This window comes from Aquisalimonas sp. APHAB1-3 (assembly GCF_048323695.1).
GTDB lineage: Bacteria > Pseudomonadota > Gammaproteobacteria > Nitrococcales > Aquisalimonadaceae > Aquisalimonas.
On sequence record NZ_JBLWFT010000017.1, the window covers coordinates 1 to 17,165 of the forward strand.

18 protein-coding genes and 1 pseudogene are annotated in these 17,165 nt (G+C 62.3%); 11 read left to right on the top strand and 8 right to left on the bottom strand.

The features are described from left to right. Positions 1 to 367: 367 nt before the first annotated feature. Both ACNSTU_RS16125 and ACNSTU_RS16130 read right to left on the bottom strand, forming a co-directional pair. Entirely contained in the window at positions 368 to 1,066 is a 699-nt protein-coding gene (locus tag ACNSTU_RS16125) for an RES family NAD+ phosphorylase (RefSeq protein WP_418212670.1), read from the bottom strand. After that, positions 1,059 to 1,442 (bottom strand): antitoxin Xre-like helix-turn-helix domain-containing protein, encoded by a 384-nt coding sequence (locus ACNSTU_RS16130; RefSeq protein WP_418212671.1) that lies wholly within the window; start codon positions 1,440 to 1,442, stop codon positions 1,059 to 1,061. Before ACNSTU_RS16130 ends, ACNSTU_RS16125 begins: the two co-directional genes overlap by 8 nt. 109 nt (positions 1,443 to 1,551) lie before the next feature. Here ACNSTU_RS16130 and ACNSTU_RS16135 point away from each other — a divergent pair, with 109 nt between their 5' ends. Together ACNSTU_RS16135 and ACNSTU_RS16140 are read left to right on the top strand one after the other, a co-directional pair. Beyond that, on the top strand, positions 1,552 to 1,749 hold the full coding sequence (locus ACNSTU_RS16135) for a hypothetical protein (RefSeq protein ID WP_418212718.1): 198 nt from the start codon (positions 1,552 to 1,554) through the stop codon (positions 1,747 to 1,749). An 18-nt stretch (positions 1,750 to 1,767) separates the two neighbouring features. After that, complete coding sequence (locus ACNSTU_RS16140; protein WP_418212719.1) at positions 1,768 to 1,953, top strand: hypothetical protein; 186 nt, start codon at positions 1,768 to 1,770, stop codon at positions 1,951 to 1,953. On the opposite strand, the pseudogene ACNSTU_RS16145 reads toward ACNSTU_RS16140, so the two are convergent. Beyond that, positions 1,876 to 2,346 (bottom strand): annotated as a pseudogene (locus ACNSTU_RS16145) (hypothetical protein); the annotation flags it as partial. The gene ACNSTU_RS16140 and the pseudogene ACNSTU_RS16145 overlap by 78 nt on opposite strands. A 1,018-nt stretch (positions 2,347 to 3,364) precedes the next feature. Next, positions 3,365 to 3,856, bottom strand: a complete 492-nt coding sequence (locus tag ACNSTU_RS16150; RefSeq protein ID WP_418212672.1) for an NIF family HAD-type phosphatase — start codon at positions 3,854 to 3,856, stop codon at positions 3,365 to 3,367. Positions 3,857 to 4,068: 212 nt separating this feature from the next. Between ACNSTU_RS16150 and ACNSTU_RS16155 the strand changes: the two genes are divergently transcribed. The 5 genes from ACNSTU_RS16155 to ACNSTU_RS16175 all read left to right on the top strand — a co-directional run bounded on the left by ACNSTU_RS16155 (position 4,069) and on the right by ACNSTU_RS16175 (position 8,635). After that, positions 4,069 to 4,869 carry a metallophosphoesterase gene (locus tag ACNSTU_RS16155; RefSeq protein WP_418212673.1) on the top strand — a complete coding sequence of 267 codons (801 nt, stop codon included), beginning with the start codon at positions 4,069 to 4,071 and terminating at the stop codon, positions 4,867 to 4,869. A 77-nt stretch (positions 4,870 to 4,946) separates the two neighbouring features. After that, a complete protein-coding gene (locus tag ACNSTU_RS16160; protein WP_418212674.1) occupies positions 4,947 to 5,987 on the top strand; it encodes a hypothetical protein in 1,041 nt (346 codons plus the stop codon). Beyond that, complete coding sequence (locus tag ACNSTU_RS16165; RefSeq protein ID WP_418212675.1) at positions 5,980 to 6,762, top strand: nucleotidyltransferase domain-containing protein; 783 nt, start codon at positions 5,980 to 5,982, stop codon at positions 6,760 to 6,762. The genes ACNSTU_RS16160 and ACNSTU_RS16165 overlap by 8 nt, the downstream gene beginning before the upstream one ends. A gap of 12 nt (positions 6,763 to 6,774) precedes the next feature. Further along, positions 6,775 to 7,311 carry a hypothetical protein gene (locus ACNSTU_RS16170; RefSeq protein ID WP_418212676.1) on the top strand — a complete coding sequence of 179 codons (537 nt, stop codon included), beginning with the start codon at positions 6,775 to 6,777 and terminating at the stop codon, positions 7,309 to 7,311. 97 nt (positions 7,312 to 7,408) lie between these two features. Next, entirely contained in the window at positions 7,409 to 8,635 is a 1,227-nt protein-coding gene (locus ACNSTU_RS16175; RefSeq protein WP_418212677.1) for a HipA domain-containing protein, read from the top strand. A gap of 791 nt (positions 8,636 to 9,426) precedes the next feature. On the opposite strand, the gene ACNSTU_RS16180 is transcribed toward ACNSTU_RS16175, so the two are convergent. From ACNSTU_RS16180 to ACNSTU_RS16190, 3 genes are all read right to left on the bottom strand, one after another. Continuing rightward, positions 9,427 to 9,930, bottom strand: coding sequence for a hypothetical protein (locus ACNSTU_RS16180; protein WP_418212678.1), 504 nt, complete (start codon positions 9,928 to 9,930; stop codon positions 9,427 to 9,429). 687 nt (positions 9,931 to 10,617) lie between these two features. After that, positions 10,618 to 11,433 (bottom strand): IS3 family transposase, encoded by an 816-nt coding sequence (locus ACNSTU_RS16185; RefSeq protein WP_418212679.1) that lies wholly within the window; start codon positions 11,431 to 11,433, stop codon positions 10,618 to 10,620. A 23-nt stretch (positions 11,434 to 11,456) separates the two neighbouring features. Next, a complete protein-coding gene (locus ACNSTU_RS16190; RefSeq protein ID WP_418212680.1) occupies positions 11,457 to 11,771 on the bottom strand; it encodes a transposase in 315 nt (104 codons plus the stop codon). A gap of 117 nt (positions 11,772 to 11,888) precedes the next feature. Here ACNSTU_RS16190 and ACNSTU_RS16195 point away from each other — a divergent pair, with 117 nt between their 5' ends. The 4 genes from ACNSTU_RS16195 (at position 11,889) to ACNSTU_RS16210 (ending at position 16,046) form a co-directional block, all read left to right on the top strand. Further along, the gene (locus tag ACNSTU_RS16195) at positions 11,889 to 12,974 is read left to right on the top strand and encodes a fatty acid desaturase (RefSeq protein ID WP_418212681.1); all 1,086 of its coding nucleotides are present in this window, start codon (positions 11,889 to 11,891) and stop codon (positions 12,972 to 12,974) included. A 396-nt stretch (positions 12,975 to 13,370) separates the two neighbouring features. Beyond that, complete coding sequence (locus ACNSTU_RS16200) at positions 13,371 to 13,577, top strand: hypothetical protein (RefSeq protein WP_418212682.1); 207 nt, start codon at positions 13,371 to 13,373, stop codon at positions 13,575 to 13,577. A 50-nt stretch (positions 13,578 to 13,627) separates the two neighbouring features. Beyond that, complete coding sequence (locus ACNSTU_RS16205) at positions 13,628 to 14,929, top strand: class I SAM-dependent methyltransferase (protein ID WP_418212683.1); 1,302 nt, start codon at positions 13,628 to 13,630, stop codon at positions 14,927 to 14,929. Next, on the top strand, positions 14,922 to 16,046 hold the full coding sequence (locus ACNSTU_RS16210) for an NAD(P)/FAD-dependent oxidoreductase (protein WP_418212684.1): 1,125 nt from the start codon (positions 14,922 to 14,924) through the stop codon (positions 16,044 to 16,046). Before ACNSTU_RS16205 ends, ACNSTU_RS16210 begins: the two co-directional genes overlap by 8 nt. A 238-nt stretch (positions 16,047 to 16,284) precedes the next feature. Here the strand turns inward: ACNSTU_RS16210 and ACNSTU_RS16215 are convergent, their stop codons facing one another. Next, entirely contained in the window at positions 16,285 to 16,743 is a 459-nt protein-coding gene (locus ACNSTU_RS16215) for a hypothetical protein (RefSeq protein WP_418212685.1), read from the bottom strand. Positions 16,744 to 17,165 lie beyond the last annotated feature (422 nt).

Consider the following 17,165-nt stretch of genomic DNA (forward strand, 5'->3'; position numbering starts at 1 on the left):
GTGCCCCGTTGGTGTTCACAGAAGATCACGGCGCGCTCTTCACTGCTGAGGTGTCGGTATCCAGTATTCATCGCAACAGCCTACCTCCGAAGGGGTCAGGTGTTGCACTTGAAAGTTGAGCCTAAGCTGCCAGATCGCCATCTCAACGGCGCGCAGTACCATCTGACGATCCTGCCGATGGTGCATCGACCAGCGTAGTGCCCGACGGGGATTTCGGGTGGTTGTTTTAACGTCAATCCCCCACACATAACAGTGGTCGGCCTGCTCTGCCGCATGCGTTTACGGTTAGCGCTTGCAAGCAGCAGCTCAAGCTCTCCGCGTCTGGTGTTCTATAACATCGTGCGTCGTCAACAGCGGTATGGTTTGGCTAGTAGCTCGTCTCCCGGAGTTCGACGACCGCCGTAATCCGCTGACCATCCCAGCGATACTCGAAGTGCTTCCCCTGGTGGGTCGAGCCAAGCGCCGGAGGGCGGAACACGGCGGCACACTCGCCGCCCTCCTGATCTCTGACGCTGGGGTAGACCAGTCCGTAATGATCCTGCATGCGGGTAACCGCGCCGAGCCGTTGGCTGTTGGCATAGTTGTCGGGGTCCAGGTACGAGGTGGCCAAGTTGGTATCACCGCGCAGGTCGAGCAAGTCGGCGTCGAGTTCCGCGATGTAGATGCGCATCTCCACCGCCATGGGTGGCTCATTGGATTCGGCCAGAAAGCGCTCGCGGTGGTATCGCGTCTCAGCGACGGCCGTGCGCTCTTTGTCAGCGCAGTAGTACACGCCGAAGCTGCCATCGGTGAACCGGCTGGGCCGCGGATAACAAAGGGCGGCCATGATCGGTGACCATCCCGGCCCGTAACGACGATCCTCCTGCTTGATCAGGTGGATTTCGCCCGCCTCTTCGCGTAAGCGGTTCGATGTCAGGCCTTCGAGTTCGTTCAATGCATCGAGATCGGCGGGATCACCGGCGATGCCCTCAAACAGGGCGATTGGGGGGAAGCGAGCGGGGACGATGCGGTACGACCGCGGCCAGCGGACCGGGGAAACAGGGAACAGGTTGCACTCGTCAGCCACGGGCACCGTCCAGATGCTGTCGCACCGCCACGAGATCGCCCACCTGGCCTCCCAGTATGCGCTCCAGCGGGGTGTGCCCCCCGAACAACGGATTCGTGTTCGGGCGCCGCACCCAGCTGTTCGCAGCGTCCTCGCGCGGGAGCAGGATGTGCAGATTCTTGTAGATCCCCAGGATCAACGACAGCCGCTCCAGGTGGTTCACATCGAGATTGGCGCGCTCAGGGTTGCGCTTCCACCGCCGGTAGGTGCTTTCCGGGGTGCCGAGTAGCCGCGCGGCTTGGGTTTCAGTCAGCCCCCATGCGCGGGCAATGTTGGGGTAGGCGCGGAGTCCTGCGGCACCGAGCTGGTGCTGCTTTTGAGCGGTCATCTGTTGCATGGCGTATACCCGAGATTTCGGTCAGTGCTCCTGTAGTGTACAGCCAAACGAGCTTAATCGGAAAAATATCGCTCATATGGTCGAGGCTCGTTTGGACTGTCCGTGTCCGATGACGTCAAACGGCCGGGGGGGCGACGCCAGCCTGCCGGCAGCGTATGTGAACCTCACTCGCGAGCGCGGTGAGTACTGTCGCGCAGTAAGCAGCGAGCCCGGCGTGGGAGAGTGCCCCGCGGCCATCGAGATCGCCACGGCGCGGCGCATCGGCCCACGCCAGCGCGGTGCGGTAGGAAGCTTCGTGGCGCAGTAGCGCAGTGGCGACAGCCCAGTGAGTGCTGCAGTGCAGGCCCGCAGCCTGGAGCCGCGCTTCGAGGTCGAGCCGTGCCAGTCGGCCGTTGCCATCGCGGAAGGGGTGGATGTAGAGCAGGCGGTGGTGGGCGCACAAGGCATCGAGGAGCCGCGCCGTTTGCGACCCGGCCGGGCGCCCGTACAGATGTTGCCAGGCATCCATTAAAGCGGGCACCTGCGCCGCGGATGGTGCCTTGTGGCGGGCGACCATCACCTCCTGGTTACGCAGTTCCCCGGCAGACTTACCGTGGACAACTCTGTGGTCGGTAAGCCGGCCATGTGCGTGGCACAGCGCAGCCTTCCGGTCCAGCGGGTCGGTTCCGGTCAGTGCCTTCCGGGCTGCCAGGAGAGCGTTGAAGGCGACAGGGCCCGACCAACCCTCAATCCGATTGGAGGCCAGGATGGCAACCGTTGCGAGCCTTCTGGTCCGCGCAGGCTTCGCTGGGACAGCAGAGGCGAGTACGGAATCGGCTGCGATCAGTACCTCGCATTGCTGAAGGAGCTCTGTCCGCTGTCGTGAGTCGGCCATTGGCCGAGGCGGTGTCAGTCCGTGAATCATGGGCTGCCTCCTGGAGTGGTATCATCGGGTCGCGGGCGTCTACGAGCGCCACTCCGGGCTGGCCAAAAGTGAACTGTAACGGGTAGGCGACAATCCGCGTGCGCCCCAACCCGTCGAGCCGGTGTCCTGCCGTCTACGATCGGCAGGTGTCCAACTCGACTCACCGTAACGGGCTCGGGCCCGCGCTGCCAGATTCCGGGGCTGATAGTCGATCAGATCATTAAGTTCCATGAGCGTGATCACGCACTGGTAGCCCCAAGCGTCCAGAGCGTTCAAATCCAGCTCCAGGTTCCGCACCGAGGGGTGCCGGCTCCCTGGGCCGATCTTCCCCACGCACGGTGTCGTGCCGATCACTCCGCCCCCAGGCGGGTCCACCCCGGCGCCGCCGACAGGCCGAGCGCGTGGATGGATCCGATGATGTCGCCGGCAATGGCTCCGAGCATGATCTTCCCCTGTTGTTGGGCATCCAGTGTGGCACTGCACGGCGACGCGTGGTGTCGCAGAACGACACCCATCGGGTTGCCTGTATCCTCAATGGTTCGTCATGATAGTGTATATAATTACAGCATCCATGGTGAGCTGCATGATCGAGAAAGTTGCCTTTGAATCGGTTCAGGTCCACAGCCCCGGCTGGCAGCGGTTTGCCCGCGCAGGGGCCGCTTCCCTGCGCGAGGGCCGTGGCGTGGTGATCCGCGAGAGGCCGGGACGGCTCATGGTCCACTGCGACGTGACGGGACTCGCTGTCGCTCAGCGCAAGGCCTGTGCCCGGGTGATTATCTGGCTTCAGAAAACCGCCATGCAGACCTGCCAGGCCTGCGGCAGCCAGGACGAGGCCGTTACGTCCCCCGATGGTTACAACCGGCTTCGGCTGTGTACGACCTGTATCAGTCGTAGCGGGAAGCCGCCTGTCCCAGTATGTCGGCCCTGTGCGGACGCCCCGTCAGCTAGACAGCCGGGACCAAAGCCGTAGGTCTGTCCGGGTCCTCGGCGCCCCGGGGATCAGGTGGCAGCTCGTTCGCTAACCCCGATAGTTCGACAAGGCGTCCAAGACAGTTTGGAAGCTGCCTCCAGACTCTGCGTAGGGATGCCTGAATAGCGGCGCCGGTACCCACTGCTCCACTTGTGCGGGGTGGATGACGTCCCGACAGTCATCCACCAGCACCGTGTGGCCCAGGTGCGCGTCGGCGATGAAGCGTAGATCTTTGGTGGGCCCCTGCCAGTGGACATACTCGATATCTGCGAACCACGCGGGTACGGCTCCCTCGTCCGCAAGTGTTCGGGCAATGGCACGGAACCGCGCTTCAGGAACGGTGGTGAACATGACCACGCGCGGGAAGCGCGCCGCGCACTCCAGCAGGAACATGTGCAACCCCGGACGCGGAATCTGGCTCACGGCGTTTGAAATCAGCGTGCCCTCCAGATCCAGTGCGAGGACGTCGATGTTTTTGGTGCGGTCATTCACTTCGTGTGCCCCGATTGTGTTGTCATGCAAACACAATTGAAAAATCAATGGTTTGCACTCCCTGCTGGCCGTGCTAGCGTCTCTGGAAATCGTACCTGACGCCGACCCAGGAAGCACAGGAAATGTCCCGGAGTACGCGTTCATTCATAGGTATATGGGAGCTTATCCGATGGCCGCTCTAGGGGTAGGTGCGTGTGCGAGCAGTAGCGACTCACGAGAAGCCGGGCCCCGACCCGGCTTCTCTACGTTTGGGAGTGCGAATGATCGGTGTGGCCTGCCATCAGCTCGGTCGTAACGAGCAAGGCCGTGATCTCGTCGTCAGCGACATCCACGGCATGGTCGAACTGCTCGATGCGGCGTTGGACCGCCTTCGGTTTAATCCGGCCGTGGATCGGCTCATCGCCGTGGGCGACCTTGTCGACAAGGGGCCCGCATCCCAGCGGGCGGTGCGTCTTCTGGATGAGCCCTGGTTTCACTGCGTCATGGGTAATCACGATCTGGCGGCCATTCTCAACATCCTGGCGGGAGATGGACCTGTCAGCGCGAGTGAGTCCTGGGAACTGCGGCTGCCCGCGGAGCGCTGGCTGCAGGCGTTGTCTGCGCGTGAAGACCATGAGGTGCTTGCGCGGCTCGGCGCATTGCCGTGGACGGTGGAGGTCGAGACCCGGGTCGGGCTTGTGGGCATCGTCCACGCGGAGGTTCCCGCCGATTGCCAGACGTGGGCCGCGTTGAAAAGTGGCGTGCTCCGTGCGCTCAAGGGCGAGATGCCGTTCAACACGCTAAGCCCAGTTGTGCGCGGGCGCCGGCTGCTTGAGGCCATCAAGGCTGGCGAAGCGTCGACCTCGGACGACGCTTCGCTGACGCTGCCGGATGTGGCGCACGTGATTCATGGGCACACGATCCGCGATGGCTTCCGGCCATGGCGTATGGGTAACCGCTGGCACATCGATTCGGGTGCCTTCCTTACCCAGCCCGAATGGCGCCGCGTGCGGGAGCAGGCGGGCGGCGGCGAGCCGGGGCTCACCATCGTGGATATCGAGGACCCGGCAACCCCTTTGTGATAGGCGAGGAGGCTGGCAATGCAAGACCATCAAAGTAGCAAAAGCGACGTGATCGCTACGGTGCGAGAGGGGGAGTGATGCCGGTGACACCGTACTTCCTGGATGTTGAGGCATCGGGACTCGCGGGTGACAGCTACCCGATTCGCGTCGTGTGGACGTTGCCTGACGGGAGCAGGGAAGGGTACTACATCCGGCCCGACCCCGAGTGGACGCACTGGGAGGCCGAAGCCGAAGCGATCCACCGCATCCCGCGTGACGTGCTGTTCGAGCGTGGCCAGTCAGCGACGTGGGTGCTGGAGCGCATGAATGCAGTCCTCGCTGGGTGCACGGTCTATCTGGCCGATCCTGGCCTGGATGGGTTCTGGATGCGGCGGTTGTTCGAAGCCGCCCGCGTCGCGCCGGCATTTGAACTAGCTTCGCTCTGGGATTTACCCGAGGACGAGCGTGACGGGCTGCGGCTCGCCCGTCGACGGGTCGACGTGGAGCCGGATCTGTCTCCGAGGGATAGCATGGCACAGGATGCCGAGATCCTCACGGCCGTCTACCACAGGGGCCAGGAGCAGGCGGCAAGCCCAAAGGACTTGCTGCCCTGTTTTATCGATTTCGAGGCTTCGGGGCTGACTTCGGAGAGCTATCCGATCGAAGTCGCCTGGTCGATGCCGGATGGCACCGTGGAGTCGCACTACATCGACCCGGCACCGCACTGGGATTACTGGGACCCGGAGGCGGAAGCCATACACTGGATTCCACGCCATCTACTGCGTGATTGCGGCAGGCCGGTGGCGTGGATCGCGGAGCGGATGAACGCCGTGCTCGCGGGGCACACTGTCTACTGCGATGCCCCGGGCATGGATCGTTTCTGGATGAATCGGCTGTTCGATGCGGCGGGTGTCGAGCCCGCGTTCGAACTTGGCTCATTTTGGGCGATTCACCCCGATGCGACGGCGAGCCTGCCGCCCCGGCGGGTCGATCAGATCCTTCAGCAGGCCGAGGCCGAGCGTGGCGGACGGCAGCACGAGGCGGACAGTGACGTGCGGTACCTCATGGCGGTGTACCGGCTTACTCTGGCCGCCGTACACGAGCGTGAAACGGAGAGGAACGGGCCCGGGGATGGATGAACAGATTCAAACGGCTCTCAAGCGGATCGAGGCCGAGGAGTCCGTGCGTGTCCTATACGCCTGCGAGTCGGGCAGCCGCGCATGGGGATTTCCCTCGCCGGATTCGGACTACGACGTGCGCTTTATCTACGCACACCCGCACGACTGGTATCTCGCCATCGACGTCGAGCACCGGCGGGATGTGATCGAGCGCCCGATTGCAGATGCGCTGGATGTCGCCGGGTGGGATATCCGCAAGGCGCTGCGGCTTTTCAGGGCCAGTAACGGCGCGCTGCTTGAGTGGCTGCACAGCCCCGTTCGGTACAGGGAGTGCGGGGTGTTCCGTGACCAGCTTGCGGCGCTTGTTGCGACGACGTTCGACCGGCGGGGCCTTTGCCATCACTACGCGCACATGGCCCGGGGCAATGCTCGAAACTTCCTGGGCGGTGATCAGGTGCGGCTGAAGAAGTACCTCTACGTGCTCCGGCCACTCCTTGCAATTCGCCATATCGAGACCACGGGAGCGCTCCCGCCGGTCGTGTTCCGCGAGCTGGTGGATACCGTCGCGCCAGAGGCGCTGGTTGCGGAGATCGACACGCTCCTCGCGCGAAAGCGTCGCGCGGGAGAGCACGACACCGGTCCACCGATCCCGGCGCTCGAGGCTTTTATCCATGACGAACTCGGTCGGCATGAGGCAGGTTTCGACGACTTGGACCGCCCGGACATCGACACGCGCCCGGCCGTGCTGGATGCACTGAACGCGCTGTTCCGGCGCGTGGTAACCGGTGGAGCGTGAGGAGAGCGCGGGATGTACGTGTTTCTGGACACTGAATTTACGCACGAGGACGCACCGCAGCTCATCAGTTTCGGCCTCGTCGCGGGGTGCGAACCAGTGGACACGCTCTACGTGGAACTCACGGACACCTACGCCCGGGCAGACTGTTCCTCGTACGTGCGCAAGGTGGTGCTCCCGGCGCTGATGGGCGGGAGCTACGCGATGGCCTCCGTAGACGCGCGCTCGCGGGTGCAAGCGTGGTTTCAGACCCTGACCGGCGCGCACCGCATTGTTACCGACTACCCGGAGCACGATATGGCCTTGTTCGCGCAATGGCTCGGTTCGGAGCACTGGCCCACGAATCTCGCTCGGCGGGCTCTGAGGCTCGACACCGCGGGCCTCCCCGTTGGGCTCACGCGTGACACGGCGCGCGCCGTGATGGAGCGCCACGACGAGCAGTGGGGTGCTCACAACGCGCTGAGCGATGCGGACCGCCTGCGCGCGGTCTACGCCGCCGTCACCGCGACGGGGTGCGATCCGTTCGACCGGGACGCCGGCGATGGGTGCTAAGTTGTTGCGTCTGACGGTCCAGGTTCACTGGGGGAGCCAGTGGCACGATGCCGCTGTGGTCACAGTCTCTGATCCTTCGAAAGGGCTGCGGAGCCCGATGCGGCTCAGCTACCAACCAGAGTACGTTGCCCGTGCGCTGGATGACGCCGGCTGGCCGGATGGCCAGGTGGTCGGTGGCCTCTACGCCCTTGGTGTGAACTTGCCGGTTCGTTTCGATGCAACCTACGAATATGGCGTCGTTGCGGCCGTGCTTCGGGACATCATCCCGCAGGGCTACGGCCGACGTCGGATGCTGGAGGTCCTGGGATACTGTCGCGACCCCGGGCCACGGGCGGATCTCCCGCTCCTGCTGCAGGGCAGTGTGGCACCGGTTGGTCATCTGCGGGTCAAGCCTGCCGCTGACGCATTTGCTGCGGCACTGGAACCGGCCAGAGCGCCCCGGTATACGCGGGAGGATGTAGCCAGGCTAGGGGAGCGCATGATTGATGAGGGGCTACGGGCCGGTGTGCCGGTCGCAGCCGCCCTGGGCGCTGGGGGCGAGGCTCCGAAGGTTCTTCTTGTTGAGGACGGTAACGGCCGGTATGCCCTGGAGGGCACGGTCCCTGAGGCCGAAGTACACGGGCGCTGGCTGGTCAAGATGCCTCGTGGGCGCAAGTCTGCCGATGATGTGGCTGTGCTGCAGGGCGAGGCCGCCGTCCACCAGGCCCTGGAGGGCCTCGGTCTTAATACCGTATCTGGGTCGGTACTGGTGGAAAAGGATTCCACATTGTCATTATGGCTGCCGCGGTTTGATCGCGACGGTGGCCATCACCACGGAGTGGAGTCGGTGTACTCGGCGATGGGGATGCTCGGCGACGGCGCGGCGCTGGATCATCTGGACGTGGTGGAACGGCTGGCGGACGTGACATGGGGTGATGCGGCCCTGGTCGACTACTTGACGCTGGATATCGTGAACACCATGGTCGGCAACAGCGACAACCATGGTCGCAACGTGGCGATAGTGACGACTGATATCGGCGTGCACCTCGCGCCCTATTACGACCTCGCGCCGATGGTGCTCGATCCGGAAGGTGTATCGTGGGCGACCCGATGGCGCGGCGATGCCGTATGGCAGGGAGGCACGCCAGACTATGCGCGGTTGCTGACCCTCTATGCGGGCGACCGGTGCTGGGCGGTGCGGCGTTTCGTCGCCGCTGTGGGTGCGCTTGATGGCCTGGAGCGTCGCCTTGCCGATCGCGGCGCTCCTGCGCGCATGCTGCGCCACCCCGGCGTCCGACTCGATGCTGCGGCACGGGTCGGTGAGGTGCTCGCGCGGATGCGGTGATCGGGTTCGGGACCCGCGGGTCCCGAACCCAATCGTCACAGTCCCATGCTCCACTGACATGGTTCTGGCTCGGAGGCTTCCTCCAGGGGGGACGCCTATCGATCATCCCCCGTGGAGGGTCTTCCCGGCCACTCTTATTCGCCAGTGAGCAGCGCCAGCATTGGCTGAATATCCCCGGCATCGGCGTCCCGCAGTGCCGCGAGGTAGGTCTGTCTCCTGGGTGTTAGCGCGTTGAGGTTTACGATGTGCCACCCGGTGAGGGCCAGACTGACACCGGTCTGGCACCAGTTTGATGCCACATTGACGCCACTTTGGCGTCACCTGTGTTTACAGGGATACACAATTGGTCCGCACGAACGGGGCCGGTGGCCTTCGGCCTGGCGCCTTTAGTGGGCGCATACTTTCCTATCGCAGGCCCTTGGCGAACGTCCGAGGTCGGTTGCTGTGCAATAGGTGCATCCGTTCATGAGCCACACTCGGTTGCGCAAGCCGCTTTCCGATAAAGTACGTTCCGCGAAACCCTGTCAGGGTCCGCTTTCGACCCATTGCGGACCTTCGATCAACGGTTGGGAACGTCTGCTTGCGTCGTTAATAAACCTCGGGTTTGTGCCGATTCCGCACCCGGTGGTGGACGTGAACGTCCACCGGATTCCCAAGTTCTTCTAGAAATCACCGAGGCGTTGTTCCCGTCATTCGTCATCATTTTACGGACGATACGAAGCGACCAGCTTCTCCCCTGCAGCCGGTCGTCAAAGGCTGGTCATCCCTGTCTGATCTGCCAAAGCTTGGCTCTAACGGACAAGCTCTGCGGTGCGCCGTGTGGTCGAGCCGAACCACATGGGTTTGTCGACGACGAACTTCATCGAACGTTTCACCAGACCTTTGCCGGGGAAGAAACCAAGATCGAGCCACAGCCGGATCACAGCCGGCGCCTCAAGATCGATGGTCTGCTCGATTGGCACCAGGAAGCCTTCGTAATCACCCGCCGGCGTCGCGTACCGTTCTCGAGTGATGGGCATGACTCGGTGCTGGTACTGACCCTTGTGTACAGCCTCTTGCGTCTCTCTGTTAACGACCGTAGCCGTGCCGGAGGCACTCCATGTCCGGTCGGGCACGATCCTGTTGGGTAGCAGCACCACGGGTGGCTCGTACAGCACGGTCTGGCCTTGCGTCAGCACGTCCAGGCCGGTGAGCAGCAGGGTGCCATCCCGGAGCTCTTGAAGATGGAGGATGTTGTAGTCGCCGAATCGAACTTCCCAGCGACCTTCACCGTCTGCGGAACTCAGCTCCAGCATGACCTGCTGTCCCTCTCCGTCTCCGTCCACCACCTCAAACGTGCTTTCACCTGGGACCAGAGGGAATAGCTCACCAGCCTCAACCTCTTGAACCGTCGATGCCGGCGGCGCCGACGTCTCCGCGAGGGTGGCCCCGGCGGTGCATAGGCCGACGCCGATCAGTATCGCTCGTGCGCAAGACAGGTACATTGCATCTCTCCTGGACCCCGTGGGCGAGGTGCGGCACAGCCGTCGAAGCAGTGAAGCGACGTCAACGAGAGAGACGGCGCCACTGGCTGAGGATTCTCGAGACCTTCCCCTGAAGCGCTTCCCGACCAGAATTCGCGACACCCAACCTTCTCCGCTGGAGTTTAGACAACACCCGGCCAGCCGCCACCGCAGCCGCGACGTAGACGTTGCAGCGCCGGAGGGGAGTCGCAGGATTATCCCGGTCAATCGAACCGTCCGCGACTGCGACCGGCAACACCGCTGTCCGTGGACACACGAACGCGATTTGACGCCGTGGGTAAGAACACTTCTGATCGCCGATAGGTCGAGCCGACATCACTTCTCCGGCCCTTTTCCGAAGCCCTTCACGGTGCGTTCTGTAGCGCACAGACAACATCCATTGACGGAATTAACCTAACGCTTAAGCAGGTTGCCGCCGGATCCCGTCGGTATGACCTTGCCCGGACAAATTGGACACGTTCATGCGGCCAGTATTCCGAAGGCGGCCGGCGATTGAAAGCCCAGCGCTGAATGCAGCCGCCGCCGATTGTAGAACCGGAGGTAGTCATCGACATGGCTGACCAGCGCGGACACGGATTGCTGCAGGTGGGCCTCGGTGACGTCGGACTCGGCCTTCAGCGTGCCGAAGAAGGACTCCACATGGGCGTTGTCGTAGCAGTAGGCTCTCCGGCTCATGCTCTGCGTCAGGCTGTGGCGGGCGAGCAGCGCCTTGAAGCTGTTGGCGGCGTACTCAATGCCCTGGTCCGAATGGAACAGTGCCCCACGGCGCGGGCGGTGATGGCGCAACGCGTCTCGGAGTGCCGCACAGGTCAGCTCAGCCGTGCGCTGCTGCGATGTAGCCCAACCGAGAATCTGTCGGGTGTATTGGTCCATGACCACAGCCAGGAACAGCCAGCCGCGCTGTGTGTGGATGTAGGTGTAGTCGCCCACCCAGACTTCGCCGCGGCGCCGCGCCGGGCCTTGCTCCAGGAGCCTGTTCGGCACCTGGTATTGAGCGGCCCGTCCTGGCCGCGGTCGGTATTTCTTCGCCTGGCGGGCAACCAACCCATCCTCGCGCATCAGCCGGGCCACGCGATGGCGGCCGCACGGGTACCCCATGGTATCCAGCGCCCGCTTGATGCGCGGGCTGCCATAGATGCCTCGATTGGCAGCAAAGGCCTGGCGAATGGGCTTGAGCAATACGGCATCCTCAATCGCTTGGGCACTCGGCATCCGCTGAGACCACTCGTAGAAGCTGCTCCGCGGCACGCCCAGAGCGTCACACAGGCGCTTCACCGAGAAGCGGTCCCGCCGCTCGGCTATGAATCGGTATCTCCCGGCTGGCGTTGTCCGAAAAAACGCCGCGCTTCCTTGAGGATCTCTTTCTCCTCGTTCAACTTGTGGTTGTCACGCTGCAACTGCCGGATTTGCCGGCGCAGCTCCGCGGCTTCCGCGTCGCTGCCCTTGGGAGGCTTTGCCATGAATCGACCCTCGCGGTATTCCTTCTTCCAGCGTGACAGCATGAACGGGTGGATGCCCAGCCGTGAAGCCACGGCCTGGGTCTGGACGTCGGGTTGCAGCGCGAGCTCCACGGCCTCAACCTTGAACTGGTCGTCGTAGCGGCGGTACTTCATGGATCACCTCATCAATTGGAAAAATGAAGAGGTGTCCAATTCAGCCGGGAAAGGTCAGTAAGACCGGAATCGCACTGCGACTTGCATGGTCCGTATTAGTAATTAGAGAGTCGCTGGATGAGTGTACAAGCGTCGAATATCGACACCACGGACGACCCGCGGGCGTGGCGCCGCGAACTGAGTGTCTACCGTGAACCCCGCATCGTGCGAAGCGTTGTGGAAATCTTCATTACGGCAATCCCGTTCGCGCTCCTGTGGGGGCTGACATGGCTTGCCGTGAGCGCAGGCCACTGGGTTGGGTTGGTGCTTGCCTTGCCGGCGGCAGGCTTCCTCGTGCGTTTGTTCATGATCCAGCATGATTGCGGCCACGGGTCGTTTTTCCGTTCTCGACGTGCCAACGACTGGGTCGGCCGGGTCATCGGGGTGTTTACGCTTACGCCGTATGATTTCTGGCGCCATAGCCATGCGATCCACCACGCTAGTTCCGGCAACCTGGACCGACCCAATGTCGGCGGTATCGATACGTTGACCGTGCGCGAGTACCAAGCGCTCCCAAGGCGTCAAAGACTGCGCTATCGCTTGTACCGCCATCCACTTGTCCTGTTCGGGATCGGCCCGGCGTACGTGTTCTTGCTCGATCAGCGGCTACCGGTGGGTTTTATGCGCTCCGGGTGGATGCCGTGGGTGAGCACCATGGGCACGAATGCAGGCATCGTTCTGGTGGCGGCCGGCGTGATCGCGCTCGTTGGTGTTGGAGATTTTCTGCTGGTGCAGCTTCCCATTACGCTGCTTGCCTCGGCAATGGGTGTGTGGCTGTTCTATGTCCAGCACCAATTCGAAGAGACCTACTGGGAGCACCAGGACGAGTGGGAGTTCCATGAGGCGGCCTTTCATGGGAGTTCGTACTACGCGTTACCGGGCTTGCTGCGATGGTTCAGCGCCAACATCGGCGTGCACCATGTCCATCACCTGTCCAGTCGCATTCCGTCATACCGGCTCCGTGAAGTGCTGCAGGACCATCCGGAACTTCGGGACGTGGGGCGCATCACCCTCCGCCAAAGCCTGGCGGGCGTACCGCTTGCCCTCTGGGATGAGGACCAGCGGCGCCTGGTCTCCTTCAAAGAGGCAGAGCGTAACCGCGCCGGGGGCGGACACCCCCTGGGCGGTGCTGAAGATCTCCAGACACCTCGTTCGATGACCTGAAATGCATAAGCACTGGCCTATGGCCAAGGTGGACGGTATATACCGACATCAGGACAACGTCATTAACCGGCAGCGTTCCCGACTCCTTGCCGGCCGCCGCTTTCTCGCTCATCTTCCAGACTTTTGCCGCGCCCAGGGCGGCGAAGGACATCTAAGGCCGGATGCTGGACGACCCCTGCGATACCAAGCACGTCGCCCTCGGCGTAGAGTCGCAAGACGGATGCGCAGCCATTGCTGTCTGTGCTGCAGCGCTTGAAGGCCCTGAAATCACCATGTAAGGCCTGGCTGGATACCGATACGCCGGCGCAAGAAAGGTGCTCCCCCTTCGACAGGACGCGGTCGCCAAAAGGCGTCTGTTCGTCAGCCGCCTTGTGCCCCGAGAAATGCGGAAACGCAATGGGTAGCCCTGGGGATCTTGAGGGCGCGCACTTCGTGCTTTCTTATGTGCAGGGCCTGGAATCCTTTATCGAGCTGAGACTGGCGAAGTTCGATCCCGGCGTGCAAGGCGAGGACAACCTGCTGGGCATTTCGAGCCGCGCATCACCCGCCCGCTGCGGTGGCTGGCGGACTCCCGCGTTCCGCGTGAGGTGGACACCATTCTGAAACGATCTCGCCGGAGGGGACTATAATGGGCAAGGACGAGGGAAGTAGCCATGCCGCACGATGCAGAACACACCTATGTCAACGAGCGTAATCCTCTGGCGGTACCCCAAGGCGAGCGCGTTTCCAGCGGGCCCTCGGCAGCACCGGAGCGTTGGCTGACCCGTCGGCTCTACGAGCTGGTGGGCTCACCAGCGTTGCAGGTACGCTTGTGGGACGGTTCGTCCTTTGGATCCGGCGACAGTACTCTGGCGGTCGAGATCATGGATCGCGGCGCCTTGTACGAGCTGCTTCGTAACCCGAACCTGGGCTACGGGGATCTCTACAGCACCGGGCGTATCGAGGTGCATGGCGAGCTCAAGGAAGTAATGAATATCCTGGTACGAGCCGCGAATGAACACGAAGGCCGCAAGCCTGCCTGGCTGGAGTGGCTCTGGCGCGATAAGCCGAGCAGTGGCGCGGATGTTTCCGGGGCGCGGGGCAATATCCATCACCACTACGATCTGGGCAATGACTTCTACAGTCTCTGGCTGGACCACGCGGCCATGCAATATACCTGCGCCTATTTCGAAAGCCCCGACAACACCCTCGAGCAAGCGCAACTGGCCAAGCTGGAACACGTCTGTCGCAAGGTGCGGCTGCAGCCCGGCGAGACGGTCATCGAAGCCGGCTGTGGCTGGGGCGGGCTCGCACGCTACATGGCGAAGCAGTACGGGGCAAAGGTACGCGCATTCAACATTTCCCGGGAGCAGATCGAGTATGCCCGCGAGCAGGCCCGTAGGGAGGGCCTGGACCATCTGGTTGAATACGTTGAGGACGACTACCGCAATATTTCCGGCTCCTGCGACCACTTCGTTTCGGTGGGTATGCTCGAGCACGTGGGACCCGCGAACTACGAGGCCTTGGCCAAGGTGGCACGGCGCTGCCTGCATCCGGAGGGTCTGGGCCTGATCCATACCATCGGGCGTAATCGACCGCGGCCGGTTAACAAGTGGATCGAGCAGCGCATTTTCCCGGGCGCCTATGTACCCAGCGCGGCGGAGCTTATGACGCTGTTCGAGTATGATGATCTTTCCGTGCTGGACGTGGAGAACCTGCGGCTGCATTACGCGCAGACCCTGGATAATTGGCTGGAGCGTTTCCGGGTCCATCGAGACTGGGTGGCGCAACAGTACGACGAGCGCTTTGCTCGTGCCTGGGAGCTGTATCTGGCCACCTCCAGTGCCACCTTCACGCAGGGAGGGATGCAACTCTTCCAGGTTGTGTTCGCGCCGGCCCGGTCCAACAACGTACCCCGCAATCGCGCGCATCTATACGAAACCACGGCGGCGCCTCGGGAGTGGGCCGATGGATGAATACGACCTGATCGTTGTCGGAGGCGGACCCGCCGGCTCCAGTCTCGCCCACGCCCTCACCCACCGGGGCTGGCGGGTGCTGGTCATGGACAAGGCCCGGTTTCCCAGGGACAAGACCTGCGCGGGCTGGGTGACCCCGCCGGTGCTGGAGTCCCTCGACGTTAACCCTGAGACCTATGGCCGCGATCATGTGCTCCAGCCCATTCATTCGTTTCGGGTGGGGTTGATGGGTCAGGAGCCCGTGGAGACTGATCACGGCGAGGAGCCGGTGAGCTACGGCATTCGTCGGTGTGAGTTCGACAATTATCTGCTAGAGCGCTCGGGAGCCGACATGGCGCTGGGCGAGAAGCTCCACGACCTGCGCCGCAGGGAGGGGGCCTGGGAACTTAATAAACGTTTCCGGGCCGCCTGGCTAGTGGGCGCGGGTGGTCACTTCTGTCCCGTTGCCGCCCGTCTCGGAGACGGCCCGGGTGGGTACGAGCAGCCTGTGACCGCCAAGGAAGTGGAATTCGAAATGACGCCGGAGCAGCAGCAGCGCTGCCGGGCCCGAGGCGATACCCCGGAGCTGTGGTTCTGCCGGGACCTGAAGGGCTATGGCTGGGTGTTTCGCAAGGAGGAGTACCTTAATATCGGACTGGGCCGTCAGGAGAACCACCAGCTTTCGGTACACTTGGCAGAGTTCGTCCGGTTCATGCAGGACGCCGGCCGTATCCCGGAGGATCTGCCCAGGCGATACAAGGGGCACGCCTACCTGCTGCACGGCCACGCCCGTCGTCCACTGACCGACGACCATTGTCTGTTGGTCGGTGATGCCGCTGGCCTGGCCTATGACCAGAGCGGCGAGGGGATTCGCCCGGCGGTGGAATCCTCCTTGCTGGCGGCGGATCTGCTCGCACGCCTGGGAGATCGGCCGGAGACGGTGGTCGCGGAATACGATCGGGCCATTCGCGCTCGTTTCGGCCGGCGTGGCGACGAATCCGGTGGTGTGCGCTTGCCCGAATGGCTGAAAGCCACGGTGGCCCCCCCGTTGATGCGCACGGACTGGTTTACCCGGAAGGTGGTCACGGAGAAGTGGTTCCTCCACACCGACGTGCCGCTACTGCATCTCAGCGCCTAATAGACAAGAGTGGAAAGTGAAAGCTGCCAGGCGGCGAGTCGAGGGGATATAAGCCGGACGGGTTCCCGTAGCTTCTCTGGGGCACCCATCAACGGTGAATACAGTACGACGGTCACCGCCTCCGTTTCCCCCGAGAAGCCCGCCTAGCCACTCCGTGCTGAACGACCCTTTAGCGGCGGCGAACAAATCACGGCACTTTCAATATTCGAGTAGCAATCGTAATGATTTTCTATCGCGGCTACTTGTCATCATCCCGAGTCAACTTCTGATAGACGCCCAGACCTACCACCACAAAAATAGCTGCAATTAATAGAAAAGTGGGATAGATCAACGTAGTAATATCTTTTGTCCCAGCGTCAAAAACGAACACCAGGGCTTCCAAGTTTACGGCAATAGCAATTATGACGAGAAACTTCAATAAAGTCCCCCTCTGTTTTGCCGGCGATTTCGTGGCACTGCTGCTAAAAACTTCCTCCTCCAACAAAAACTTGGAAACATCAAATACAGCCATTCCAATCACGATCAAGCCGATGGCATTAAGAAGGGCTGTAACGAGCAAGGTGTCTCCGTGTATCGAGAGCCATATATCCCAAAAGGCGACACCCATCATCGTGAGACTTATAACACCCAAACTTAAACTGATGAGTCCATAAACAGCACGCCCTATCCAATCAGAAATACCTTGCGTTTTATTCATCTTTGCTCCGAGTCGCTAATTGATTTGTCCGCATATATTACTGCTAACAGTGCGTGAGCCCCCTTCACCATGATTAGGGCAGTGTACCGGCGTGACATCTACGAAGCCGTCGCTGGAGTCGACAGGCTTTATGCGGCATATACAGGAGCGTAGCGCGAATTGGCCGTAGGACACCAACCAAAAATTCGACGGCGTGTTTTCCCGCCGTCACCTACGAAGCGGACACTGATCGATGGTGGGGCAAGATCCGCCCCGGGTCGGGAACTGCTTCACGGAACACCACGTGGACGCTAGCGCACAGACATCAGGTACTGTCAGGAATAGTCTTGATGGTTGAACCAAGCGTTGTACAGAACTGCGTTTTCACAACATTCGCACAACGCATTGTCGACGGAAATTCCCAAGTAAAATGCACGACCCAC

Excerpts from the sequence above, each read along its gene's own strand:
- ACNSTU_RS16155 (WP_418212673.1), top strand. The coding sequence starts at position 4,069 with ATGATCGGTGTGGCCTGCCATCAGCTCGGTCGTAACGAGCAAGGCCGT.
- ACNSTU_RS16210 (WP_418212684.1), top strand. The coding sequence starts at position 14,922 with ATGGATGAATACGACCTGATCGTTGTCGGAGGCGGACCCGCCGGCTCC.
- ACNSTU_RS16195 (WP_418212681.1), top strand. The coding sequence starts at position 11,889 with ATGAGTGTACAAGCGTCGAATATCGACACCACGGACGACCCGCGGGCG.
- ACNSTU_RS16175 (WP_418212677.1), top strand. The coding sequence starts at position 7,409 with ATGCGGCTCAGCTACCAACCAGAGTACGTTGCCCGTGCGCTGGATGAC.
- ACNSTU_RS16180 (WP_418212678.1), bottom strand. The coding sequence starts at position 9,930 with ATGCTGGAGCTGAGTTCCGCAGACGGTGAAGGTCGCTGGGAAGTTCGA.
- ACNSTU_RS16160 (WP_418212674.1), top strand. The coding sequence starts at position 4,947 with ATGCCGGTGACACCGTACTTCCTGGATGTTGAGGCATCGGGACTCGCG.
- ACNSTU_RS16135 (WP_418212718.1), top strand. The coding sequence starts at position 1,552 with ATGACGTCAAACGGCCGGGGGGGCGACGCCAGCCTGCCGGCAGCGTAT.
- ACNSTU_RS16200 (WP_418212682.1), top strand. The coding sequence starts at position 13,371 with ATGGGTAGCCCTGGGGATCTTGAGGGCGCGCACTTCGTGCTTTCTTAT.
- ACNSTU_RS16170 (WP_418212676.1), top strand. The coding sequence starts at position 6,775 with ATGTACGTGTTTCTGGACACTGAATTTACGCACGAGGACGCACCGCAG.
- ACNSTU_RS16130 (WP_418212671.1), bottom strand. The coding sequence starts at position 1,442 with ATGCAACAGATGACCGCTCAAAAGCAGCACCAGCTCGGTGCCGCAGGA.
- ACNSTU_RS16190 (WP_418212680.1), bottom strand. The coding sequence starts at position 11,771 with ATGAAGTACCGCCGCTACGACGACCAGTTCAAGGTTGAGGCCGTGGAG.
- ACNSTU_RS16215 (WP_418212685.1), bottom strand. The coding sequence starts at position 16,743 with ATGAATAAAACGCAAGGTATTTCTGATTGGATAGGGCGTGCTGTTTAT.
- ACNSTU_RS16165 (WP_418212675.1), top strand. The coding sequence starts at position 5,980 with ATGGATGAACAGATTCAAACGGCTCTCAAGCGGATCGAGGCCGAGGAG.
- ACNSTU_RS16205 (WP_418212683.1), top strand. The coding sequence starts at position 13,628 with ATGCCGCACGATGCAGAACACACCTATGTCAACGAGCGTAATCCTCTG.